Origin of the sequence: Melioribacter sp. Ez-97, from assembly GCF_051488665.1 — a bacterium.
Classification (GTDB): Bacteria; Bacteroidota; Ignavibacteria; order Ignavibacteriales; family Melioribacteraceae; genus Melioribacter.
Genome location: NZ_JBPSEG010000011.1, coordinates 97,499 through 108,214, shown reverse-complemented (window position 1 = coordinate 108,214; position 10,716 = coordinate 97,499). Strand labels below are relative to the sequence as shown.

General features: G+C 40.6%; 11 protein-coding genes. All 11 read left to right on the top strand.

Going from position 1 to position 10,716, the window contains the following annotated elements; all coding sequences use genetic code 11:
- Positions 1–131: 131 nt before the first annotated feature.
- The 11 genes from ACSSWA_RS12135 to ACSSWA_RS12085 all read left to right on the top strand — a co-directional run bounded on the left by ACSSWA_RS12135 (position 132) and on the right by ACSSWA_RS12085 (position 10,708).
- The gene (locus tag ACSSWA_RS12135; RefSeq protein WP_437356842.1) at positions 132–866 is read left to right on the top strand and encodes a T9SS type A sorting domain-containing protein; all 735 of its coding nucleotides are present in this window, start codon (positions 132–134) and stop codon (positions 864–866) included.
- Between the two features lie 21 nt (positions 867–887).
- Positions 888–1,568, top strand: coding sequence for a hypothetical protein (locus ACSSWA_RS12130; RefSeq protein WP_437356841.1), 681 nt, complete (start codon positions 888–890; stop codon positions 1,566–1,568).
- Between the two features lie 167 nt (positions 1,569–1,735).
- Positions 1,736–2,752 (top strand): hypothetical protein, encoded by a 1,017-nt coding sequence (locus tag ACSSWA_RS12125; RefSeq protein ID WP_437356840.1) that lies wholly within the window; start codon positions 1,736–1,738, stop codon positions 2,750–2,752.
- A 23-nt stretch (positions 2,753–2,775) separates the two neighbouring features.
- Positions 2,776–3,825, top strand: a complete 1,050-nt coding sequence (gene pstS / locus ACSSWA_RS12120) for a phosphate ABC transporter substrate-binding protein PstS (protein ID WP_437356839.1) — start codon at positions 2,776–2,778, stop codon at positions 3,823–3,825.
- Between the two features lie 15 nt (positions 3,826–3,840).
- On the top strand, positions 3,841–4,785 hold the full coding sequence (pstC, locus tag ACSSWA_RS12115) for a phosphate ABC transporter permease subunit PstC (RefSeq protein WP_437356838.1): 945 nt from the start codon (positions 3,841–3,843) through the stop codon (positions 4,783–4,785).
- Positions 4,770–5,636 carry a phosphate ABC transporter permease PstA gene (pstA, locus tag ACSSWA_RS12110; protein ID WP_437356837.1) on the top strand — a complete coding sequence of 289 codons (867 nt, stop codon included), beginning with the start codon at positions 4,770–4,772 and terminating at the stop codon, positions 5,634–5,636. Before pstC ends, pstA begins: the two co-directional genes overlap by 16 nt.
- 8 nt (positions 5,637–5,644) lie before the next feature.
- The gene (pstB, locus tag ACSSWA_RS12105; protein ID WP_437356836.1) at positions 5,645–6,448 is read left to right on the top strand and encodes a phosphate ABC transporter ATP-binding protein PstB; all 804 of its coding nucleotides are present in this window, start codon (positions 5,645–5,647) and stop codon (positions 6,446–6,448) included.
- A 4-nt stretch (positions 6,449–6,452) separates the two neighbouring features.
- Positions 6,453–7,205 carry a phosphate ABC transporter ATP-binding protein PstB gene (gene pstB, locus ACSSWA_RS12100; RefSeq protein WP_437356835.1) on the top strand — a complete coding sequence of 251 codons (753 nt, stop codon included), beginning with the start codon at positions 6,453–6,455 and terminating at the stop codon, positions 7,203–7,205.
- A 15-nt stretch (positions 7,206–7,220) separates the two neighbouring features.
- Entirely contained in the window at positions 7,221–7,916 is a 696-nt protein-coding gene (gene phoU, locus ACSSWA_RS12095; RefSeq protein WP_437356834.1) for a phosphate signaling complex protein PhoU, read from the top strand.
- 521 nt (positions 7,917–8,437) lie between these two features.
- A complete protein-coding gene (locus ACSSWA_RS12090; RefSeq protein ID WP_437356833.1) occupies positions 8,438–9,649 on the top strand; it encodes a hypothetical protein in 1,212 nt (403 codons plus the stop codon).
- A 60-nt stretch (positions 9,650–9,709) separates the two neighbouring features.
- Entirely contained in the window at positions 9,710–10,708 is a 999-nt protein-coding gene (locus tag ACSSWA_RS12085; RefSeq protein ID WP_437356832.1) for an SDR family oxidoreductase, read from the top strand.
- The last annotated feature ends 8 nt before the right edge of the window (positions 10,709–10,716 follow it).

Genomic DNA, 10,716 nt, shown 5'->3' with positions numbered 1-10,716 from the left:
TAATATTTTTAATTGACATTATTTTTTGTTACCGTTATTTTCACTATCAAATATTTTCAAAAGGGCAAAATCCGTTTGTAGGGCTTAACGAGCTTTTTAGATGAGCGTAAAAAAATGTGATAAATAAAAAAATGAAAAAACACTTTTTCTTTACGGTGTTTCTGATTATCCTGCAAAATGTAACTTTTTCGCAGAGTATTGAATTCAGCAAAGATTCCCTTCATATTTCGGGGGACGGAGCGTTCAGCGATATTTACGACAGTTTGTTTTTATACAATACCGGGGCATCGGATCTGATTATCGACAGTATCTACTCAAATAAAATCTACGGATATCCGGTAGATATTTATTCGGGAGATACATCTTATTTATTTTATCTCGGATTTGATAAAATTTTTGAAGACATTATTATCTCGCCGGGGGATTCGATCAAACTGATTTTTTACATGCCTGACCTGTGTCCAATTTGCGAAGGCTCTTCGCCGTTTCAAAATTTTTCCGATACATTATACTTCTTAAGCAATGCCCTGAATTATCCGGTGTATACGATTTATATCGACGGCGAAGGGTATGTTAGCGTCGGGGAAGATCCGCTTCCCGTAAAAGACTATTCGCTAGAACAGAACTATCCGAATCCGTTTAATCCGCATACCCGCATATCGTATGCGGTTTATAAACCGGGTGTAGTGCGGATAATTGTGTACGACATCCTCGGCAGAGTAATAAGCGCGCCGGTAAATGAATTTAAGTCTGTCGGTCGTTATACTTTCGATTTTGTTGCATCGGATTTACCGTCCGGAGTTTACTTTTGTCAAATGAAAATAAACGACTTTATTGAAACCAAAAAAATGATACTGCTGCGTTGAAGATAAATTGACGTACGAAAAATGACAATTATCGTAATGAAGAATTGCAATTGTTTTATCAAAAAAATTAAGTCCGCAAAAAAAAGAATTATCTTACTTTCTTTGATGTTGGCGGGAATATCCTGCGATACAACGGAGTCAAATCTTTTTATTGACAAATCGCAGCAAATATTTCCTTTGGCGGTAGGCAATAAATGGGAATATCAATATGATATAATTCAAAACGACAGCGTTGCGGAGTCTCGAAAGGTTAAAGTGGAAGTTACCGGCAAAACAAAAATAAGGACAGCTGGTAATAACGTAGAAGTATTTATAGTGAAGGAAACAACGGAAGGAATAAATCCCGCGGAAAGATATTTCTATTATTCGTATGAAGAAGACGGACTCTATAACTGGCAGGAAATTAGCGAGGGAAAATTTATTAAATCTCATGTCGTAAAATATCCTGTCGAAAAAGGCGAAAGCTGGAGAGTTGACCACGGGGATTATGCGGAAGTTTATACATGTCTCTCAACTGCCGATACGGTTCAATTAAAAGACAATCAATATATATGCATAGTTATACGAACCGGGAACGGCGTGAGCTGGTATGCCGACTATTATTATTCTGTCGGAATAGGACTTGTACAATTAATAGCGGAAACGCCGGAAAAAGGCAAAACGCTTAGAATACAGAAACTGACAGGTTATCGAATTAATTGAGCGAAATTAAAAAACAGTTAAACTGTTCCTGCAAATCCATTCGTCTTCAAATAAGTTCGGGCAAAAAAGCGTATTAAATGATTTAACAATTTCTTAACACTGCGGATTTTTTTAATTCTTATAATTGTGTAACTCATTTTTTTACAAACCGGAGAGAGAGGAGAGAAGTGAGCAAGAAAATTGTTTTGCCAATAATTACGTTCTTTTTGATTATTTCATTTCAAATATCAGCTCAAAACCTTCCAAAATTAAGCGGACTCGTTTTTGGAGATTATTTTTACAACGTTCAACAAAATGACAACGGGAAAAACGACATTAACGGATTTCAATTCAGGAGAATCTATTTTACTACCGATTTTAAGATATCAGAAAAGTTCAGTACGCGATTCCGTCTCGAATCGAGCTGGCAGAGTTCGAATTTCAATACTATTGTTAAAGATGCGTGGTTAAAGTGGAACGATATTTTCGAAGGCTCGGATGTGATAGTCGGTTTGTCGCCTACGCCGGCGTTCAGTATTTCGGAAGAAGCGTGGGGCTATCGATTTCTCGAAAAAACGATTCTCGATTACAACAAAATCGTATCGAGCAGGGACATGGGACTCGACCTTAAAGGGAATCTTACGTCAAACGGCAAAATCAAATATTGGCTTAAGATTGGCAACAATTCCAAAAGCGGGCTGGAAAGCGACAAATTCAAAAGGTATTATTCGATGCTGCAATTCAATCCTGCGAAAAATTTAACATTTACCGCGTACTTTGATTACGCTTCATCCGGATTGATCGAGGACGGATTTACAAATTCATTCAAAAAGAACAACAGTATAGTATCGGCTGTTTTTGCGGGTTATTCGTATAAAGATTTAAATCTGGGAATTGAATCGTTCTACCGTAAAATCGAAAATAATTTCCATAAGTCAACTGCGTCTCCTCTTTCGGACCAGAATTCATACGGCGTATCGGTTTGGAGCCACTTTCGATTGAATGAAAAATTGAAACTCGTTTGTCGATTCGATTATTTCGAACCGAATTCAGATTTATCGAAAGACGAAAACTCATTAATTCTTTTAGCCGCGGATTTTCTGCCCGATAAATCGGTTCATTTTGCGCCTAATATTGAAATTGTTACTTACGGCAGCGGAGACCCGGATATCGTACCGCGCATTTCGTTTTACTGGAAATTTTAATTTTTTACAAAACAGGAGAAAAGATGTATAAAAAAATAATTTATTTAATGATGTTTATGATCGCCGGATTGATAAATCTCCCGGCGCAGGTTAAACTCAACGGCGCCGGCGCTACTTTTCCGTACGTTATCTATTCCAAATGGTTCGACGAATTTCATAAACAAACCGGCGTTCAAATTAATTATCAATCGATCGGAAGCGGCGGCGGTATTAAACAGGTAATCGAGGGAACAGTCGATTTCGGCGCCAGCGACGGACCGATGAGCGACGAGCAGCTTAAAGAAGCAAAAGCCAAACAGGGAACCGATGTGATTCATATCCCTACAGTTCTCGGCGCGGTTGTCCTCAGCTACAACTTGCCGGAAGTAAAAGAAAAAATTAAGCTCGACGGACCAACTATTGCAGATATTTTCCTCGGGAAAATTTATAAATGGAACGACAAAAGAATTGCAAAACTGAATCCGGGAGTTAAACTTCCGAACAGAAGTATAATCGTAGTGCATCGTTCCGACGGCAGCGGAACTACTTTTATCTTTACTCATTATCTTTCAAATGTAAGCAAAGAATGGGCTAAGAAAGTCGGATACAACACTTCGGTTAATTGGCCGATCGGACTTGGAGGAAAAGGCAACGAAGGCGTCGCCGGCATGGTCAAGCAAACAAAAGGAGCCATCGGATACGTGGAACTGGCTTATGCGGTAAAGAATAAACTTTCTCACGTCGCAATTAAAAATCGCGCCGGCAATTTTATCGAGGCGAATTTTAAAACGGTTTCCGCTGCATCCGACGGAGCCGCCAAAGATATGCCGGACGATCTGAGAGCAATGATTACCAACGCCGACGGTAAAGACTCGTATCCGATTTCGGGCTTTACATGGCTTTTGATTTATAAGGACATGAAAGACAGTAAGAAAGCGGAAGCGCTGGTTAAATTTTTGAGGTGGGCTTTGACAAAAGGCGAATCGTATGCGGAAAGCCTTTATTATGCGCCGCTGCCGCCTTCTGTAGTTAAATTGTGCATGAAAAAAATCGATATGTTGACTGTCAACGGAAAACCGATTAAGGTAAAATAAAATTTTATGGAAAAAATGAAGTCCGTTAAAAAATCCTTTAAATCGTCCCGGATCAATATTGGCGATTTCATCTACGAAAAATTGACTTTGATTTTTGCGATTGTCGTTTTCATGATGGTTATATTGATGGGATACGAGATGTATGTCAATTCGAAATTGTCGATCGATAAATTCGGATGGGATTTTATTACCGAGACTACTTGGGACCCTGTCGAAGAAATCTACGGAGCGCTTCCTTCAATCTACGGAACGCTCGTTTCATCGTTTCTGGCTTTACTGATGGCTGTCCCGCTCAGCCTGGCAGTCGCCATCTATTTAGCCGAATCGGCGCCCGGATGGCTCGAAAAACCGTTGTCTTTTATGGTAGAATTATTAGCCGGGGTCCCGAGCATTGTATATGGTTTGTGGGGTATATTCGTGCTGGTTCCATGGCTGCGTGAAGATGTAGAACCGTTTCTAAACGAACATTTCGGATATCTGCCCTTTTTCGACGGACCGATGTACGGATTCGGTATGCTCGCCGCGGCTGTAATCCTTTCGATTATGGTATTGCCGATTATTACTTCGATATCGCGCGATATTATGAAATCAGTGCCGTCGGTTCAAAAGGAAGCGGCTCTTGCTCTTGGAGCCACCAAATGGGAAGCCGTTAAAATTGTATTGAAAAATTCCAAGTCGGGAATTCTCGGAGCCATCATGCTCGGACTCGGCAGGGCTATCGGCGAAACGATGGCTGTTACTATGGTAATCGGCAATCGACCGATAATTTCTGAATCCCTGTTCGACCCCGGATATACTATGGCGAGCATTATAGCAAACGAATTCACGGAAGCGACTACCGAGCTCTATCTGAGCGCGTTAATCGAATTGGCGCTAATCTTATTCGTAATTACAATTATTATTAATATTGCCGCGCGATTATTAGTATGGAGTCTGGAAAAGCAATGGAAACAGAATTAAAAAAATATAAACGCAGACTTAAATACCGTAAAGCCGTAAACTTTGCGGTAAATTCATTGACTTTTATTGCTGCATTAGTCGCCATTCTGCCGCTCTTTTTAATTTTTTACTACACGGTTTCGAAAGGCATAAGCAGATTGAACCTTGAGTTTTTTATTGAAATGCCCAAGCCTGTGGGTGAATCCGGAGGCGGAATGGCAAATGCGATTGTAGGCACGTTGATTTTGGTTGGAATCGGCGGAGCTATCGGTCTGCCCGTCGGTATCATGTCGGGCGTCTATCTTGCCGAGTTCGGAAAAAATAAATTCGGACAATTATTGAGATTTCTTACGGACGTTCTCAGCGGCGTGCCGTCGATTGTTGTCGGAGTTGTTGCATATACGCTCGTGGTTATACCGATGAAACAATTCTCGGCTCTGGCGGGCGGAGTGGCTCTGGCAATTCTGATGATTCCTACGATTACCAGAACAACCGAAGAAATGATTAAGTTGGTGCCGCATAGTTATAGAGAAGCCGGATTGGGACTCGGAATTCCGAAATGGAAAACATCTTTGTTCATCATATTGAGAACGGCATGGAAAGGAATAGCGACGGGCGTATTGCTCGGCTTGTCGAGAGCCGCCGGCGAAACCGCTCCGCTTTTATTTACAGCGCTGGGCAACAGATTCTGGTCTACTAATGTATTTGAGCCGATTGCTTCGCTTACGGTTTACATCTATGACTACGCCCGCGCGCCTTTTGAAGATTGGAATGCACAGGCATGGACTGCGGCTTTGGTTTTAATTATTTTAATTTCTTTATTAAGTTTAACGTTCAAAATAATTACTTGTTCAAAATACAAAACCAACTGAATTGATCCGTGAGCAGAATACCAATTACAAATATAACTTACGAAAGCAGCACAGTGACCGACGAAGAGGCGGTCGTTTCAACAAAAGATTTGTCGGCGTATTTCGGCGAGAAGCAGGCGCTTTTTGAAGTTAATCTTAATATACCGAAAAATCGGGTTACCGCAATTATCGGTCCTTCGGGCTGCGGCAAATCGACTTTTCTTCGATGCTTGAACAGAATGCACGAAGTAATTGGCGGCGAGTATACGGGAAAAATATTATTCGACGGCGAAGACATTAAGAATATCAATCCGGTCGATCTAAGAAAGAGAGTCGGTATGGTTTTTCAAAAGCCTAATCCGTTTCCTACTATGTCGATTATGAACAATGTGGTCGCCGGACTGAAATTAAACGGGATGCGCGATAAAAAATTATTGAACGAAATTGCAGAGGAAAATCTAAAGAAAGTCGGCTTATGGGATGAAGTAAAAGATAATCTGAACCGGTCAGGCGCTAGCATATCGGGCGGTCAGCAGCAAAGATTGTGTATCGCGCGAACAATCGCTCTAAATCCCGAAGTGATTTTAATGGACGAGCCGACAAGCGCTCTGGATCCGATTGCCACCGCCAAAATAGAAGACTTGATTTATGAACTGAAAAAAGAATACACGATTGTTATAGTAACACACAATATGCAGCAAGCAGCGCGCGTAAGCGACTTTACGGCTTTCTTTTATATGGGCAGACTGATCGAATTCGACAATACAAAAAAAATATTTACTAATCCTTCTAATGAACAAACTGAAGAATATATTTCCGGACGTTTCGGCTGATATTATGAATATTATCGAAGTAAAAAATCTGAACCTTTTTTACGGCAAAGCGCAGGCTTTAAAAGAAATTTCGATGAATATTAAAGAAAAAAAAGTCACGGCGTTAATCGGTCCTTCGGGCTGCGGCAAATCGACTTTCTTAAGATGTCTGAACAGAATGAACGATTTGATCGACGGAGTGAAAATCAAAGGCGACGTTATTATCAACGGAAAGAACATTTATAAGGACAGGGTGGACATTGTAGAGCTTAGAAAAAATGTGGGAATGATTTTTCAGAAATCGAATCCCTTCCCGATGTCGATATTCGACAACGTGGCTTACGGTCCCAGAATAAACGGCATACGAGATAAAAAACGTCTCGAAGAGATTGTGGAAAACAGTCTCAAAAAAGCGGCTCTCTGGGAAGAAGTGAAAGACGATTTGAAAAAGAGCGGACTATCGCTCAGCGGCGGTCAACAGCAAAGGCTTTGCATCGCGCGCGCCCTTGCAGTCGAACCCGAGATAATTTTAATGGACGAACCTGCAAGCGCTCTTGATCCCATTTCCACGACTAAAATCGAAGACCTGATTTTTGAGTTGAAAAAAAATTATACAATTGTTATTGTTACGCACAACATGCAACAGGCAGCCCGGGTGAGCGACGAAACCGCTTTTTTCTATATGGGCGAACTGATTGAATTTGACGATACAAAAAAATTATTTACCGCTCCCGAAAATGAAAAAACGGAAGCTTATATAAGCGGTAGATTCGGTTAATAAAACGGAGTGATTATGCAGGAACATTTTAACGCCGAAATAGATAGTTTGAAAAACAACCTTATTAAAATGGCTTCGATTGTTGACGAACAGGTCGAAAGGGTAATCGAAGCGCTCGAAACCGGCAAAGTCGAATTGTGCAAGGGCGTAAAGGCACGGGATATCGAAGTGGATGCCTATGACAATTTAATCCAGGCTCAGTGCGAAAATATACTCGCGCTGTTTCAGCCTTTTGCAGGCGACCTCCGATTTATTATCTCGGCTATGATGATTAACAATCAACTCGAACGATGCGGCGACATTGCCGTTAACATAGCCAAACGTGTCAAGAAAACAGCCGATAACTATCCGTTAATCGTAGAAGCTCAAATTAATGAGATGGGCAAACAAGCCCGTAAAATGTTAAAAGAAGCAATCAATTCTTTTATCTATAACGACAGTCAACTGGCAGAAACAGTAATGAAAGAAGACGAGATTGTGGATAAATACAATAAACAGGCGTTCAAATTCCTCGTGTCTAAAATGCAAGCCCAACCGGAACTGATCGAGCCATGCTCTCATCTGATCGTTATGACCAAACATATCGAACGCCTCGCAGACCACGCTACTAATATTGCCGAAGATTTGGTTTTTTATGTGGAGGCAAAAATAATTTCTCACAAAAAGAAATTGCAAAAACTGGAAAAGAACAAACCCGAAGAAGATAGTTGAGAACTTACGGTTCTATGTTCTTCATTTTGGAGTTCAATGTTCTTCGTTATGGAGTTCGATGTTTGTTGGTGGGGATTAGGGATTAGGGATCAGGGATTAGGGAATAGTGGTTAGGAGTTTTTATTAGTTGACAGGCAATGACCAATTTATTTTATGAGTTTTCTCCGAGGGACGTAGAACTTCAGCGCTGCGAACTTCAACGCTTCAAAACACGCCCGCGCCAGAATTAACGACTAAAAAAGAATTTGCCAATTTGCCAATCTTGCAATCTTGGTAATTTGGTAATCTTGCTAATCTTGTAATCTTGTAATCTTGTAATCTTGCTAATATCTTAAAATAAGTTTTCCCGCGAATCGTATCTTCTGGCATATATATTGATTCTTAATTTGTAATTAAAATCGTTATAAGTTGCCTATTCTTATAATAGAGCGGATTTATGCGGCAGACGTGCATTATTAAAAAAATAAATTTTTATCAAAAACATAATTTCAGGCTATTGCAAAATAATAGTGTCAAATATTATGAAGAACAAATTTCTAATTATAATTTTTATGTTGAATTTAGTTTGCATGAAAGCGCAATTTATTGATAATTTCGAAAATGACGGGCTTCAATACGATCCTGCCGGATTAAATGGATGGACATATTTTGCGGGCGACGGAATTGTCGATATCGATTTTAAGCAAAGAGACGGATACGCTACTTTATATGTAGACGCTACAAAAGATAAAAGAGGCATCTGGTGGGCGTTGATAAGGCGCGCTGTGTCTCAGGAACTTGATTTATCTTTACTCGAAAAAGAAAACTGTGAACTAAGAGTCGAAGCGAGAATAAGAGCGAGCAGCGCGCCCAAAAGAGTAAATTTGCATTTCAATACTCAACGCACAACCGACTTTCACACGCACTTAATGGAGTACGACATTCCCGACACATCCGGCTGGCATACGATTAGCATGACCACAAAGAATTTCGACGCTCGTCCGGGGGATACTGTTTACGTGCAGATGGCAATGATGGATTGGGGTCCGGACAAGTACAGCGTCGATATCGATTATATAAAAGTTGACGTCGTGAATATTAACGAGGCGGGGGAAGACATCGGCGAGCCGATTCCGTATCATCCACCCGTTCCGGATATTTCGGAATTCGAATATCATTTGGCGGTTTCGGAAGATGCAGTAATTGATTTGACTTATACCGATTATAATTTCAACCGCTGGGGAAGCGCAGACGAAAAAGGAAATTTTGTAAATCTGCTTACTGTTAGCGGAAGTCAGTTTATCATCCTTAAATGGGATTTGCAAAAATTCAAAAATAAAATTGCAGACGGTCCCGCGCTTCTCGAATTGACTACATATTCGCTCCAGAATTCGCCCGATTACAAAAAGGATTTCGGTATGGTTCGTATTTCGGAAATTTTGGGAGGTGCTTCCGATTGGAAAGACGAAACCGTAACCCTCGATAACTTTCTCGAAGGTAAAAGTATCGACCGCGCGATTAACACTCAGATGATTATCGACTACGAAGTTAAAGAAGGTAAAGGCGAAAAAAATTATTTTGTTATTTCTCGACCGGTAATGCAGAGATTGATCGACGGAAAAACGAAAGGTATCGCCGTCAAGCCGCTCGGGGCTGTTGTAGCGTCTTTTTATTCTTCGGAAAATTCTGAATGCGCGCCGAAACTGCATTTTAATCTGCGTGAAAAGCAGGATCGACATAATCAAAAAAAATAATAGTGTTTTCAATTTTTACTCGTTATCTTTGAACGGAATAACGAAACAAGAGGCATAATAATGAAGATTCTTTTTATTGGCGGAACAGGAAATATCAGCTCCAGCGTAAGCAGACTCTGTATTCAAAAAGGTTATGAACTCTATCTGCTGAACAGGGGACAAAACAAAGTCAAGATCGAAGGGGCTAAACATATCAAATTCGATATCAACGATATCGGCAGTATGAAGGAATTGCTTAAAGGGCATAATTGGGATTCGGTAGTTAATTGGATTGCTTTCGACCCGAAAGACGTTGAAAGGGATATCGAACTGTTCGAAGGAAAAACAAAACAGTATATTTTTATAAGTTCGGCGTCTGCATACCAGAAACCCCCTGTGAATCAGATAATTACCGAATCGACTCCTTTGCGCAATCCGTACTGGGATTACTCTCGAAATAAAATTGCTTGCGAAGACTTATTGAACAACGCTTACCGCGACAAAAATTTTCCCGCTGTAATTATAAGACCTTCTCATACGTACTCTAACGTTATCCCGGTGCCGATTGGCGGATGGACGGAATATACGATCGTCGACAGAATCAAAAAAGGGCTTCCGATTATCGTTCATGGCGACGGTTCTTCGCTCTGGACTTTAACTCACTCGGACGACTTTGCCGTTGCTTTTACGGGTTTAATCGGAAATCTTAAATCGATCGGGCACGCTTTTCACATTACTTCCGACGAAGCTCTCTCGTGGGATCAAATTCATTATTATATAGCCGACGCGGTCGGGACGGAAGCAAATATCATCCATATCCCTTCGGATTTTATTGTTAAATGCGAGCCTTCATTGGAAGGAAGTTTGTTGGGCGATAAAACCTGGACGGCAATTTTCGATAACTCGAAAATAAAATCATTCGTACCGTATTACCGGGCTGTCATTCCTTTTCAGGAGGGGATTAAAAGAACATTAAAATGGTTCGAAGAAAAACCCGAAAGAATGGTCGTAAAAAAAGAAACCAACGATATGATCGACAGAATTATCGGGGAGTATCTTAAAATAGGGATTAGGGATTAGGGAAAAGG

Bases quoted from the DNA above. Each gene is read 5' to 3' on its own strand.
- ACSSWA_RS12135 (WP_437356842.1), top strand. From the start codon at position 132: ATGAAAAAACACTTTTTCTTTACGGTGTTTCTGATTATCCTGCAAAAT.
- ACSSWA_RS12130 (WP_437356841.1), top strand. From the start codon at position 888: ATGACAATTATCGTAATGAAGAATTGCAATTGTTTTATCAAAAAAATT.
- pstS (WP_437356839.1), top strand. From the start codon at position 2,776: ATGTATAAAAAAATAATTTATTTAATGATGTTTATGATCGCCGGATTG.
- pstC (WP_437356838.1), top strand. From the start codon at position 3,841: ATGAAGTCCGTTAAAAAATCCTTTAAATCGTCCCGGATCAATATTGGC.
- pstA (WP_437356837.1), top strand. From the start codon at position 4,770: ATGGAAACAGAATTAAAAAAATATAAACGCAGACTTAAATACCGTAAA.
- pstB (WP_437356835.1), top strand. From the start codon at position 6,453: ATGAATATTATCGAAGTAAAAAATCTGAACCTTTTTTACGGCAAAGCG.
- phoU (WP_437356834.1), top strand. From the start codon at position 7,221: ATGCAGGAACATTTTAACGCCGAAATAGATAGTTTGAAAAACAACCTT.
- ACSSWA_RS12090 (WP_437356833.1), top strand. From the start codon at position 8,438: ATGAAGAACAAATTTCTAATTATAATTTTTATGTTGAATTTAGTTTGC.
- ACSSWA_RS12085 (WP_437356832.1), top strand. From the start codon at position 9,710: ATGAAGATTCTTTTTATTGGCGGAACAGGAAATATCAGCTCCAGCGTA.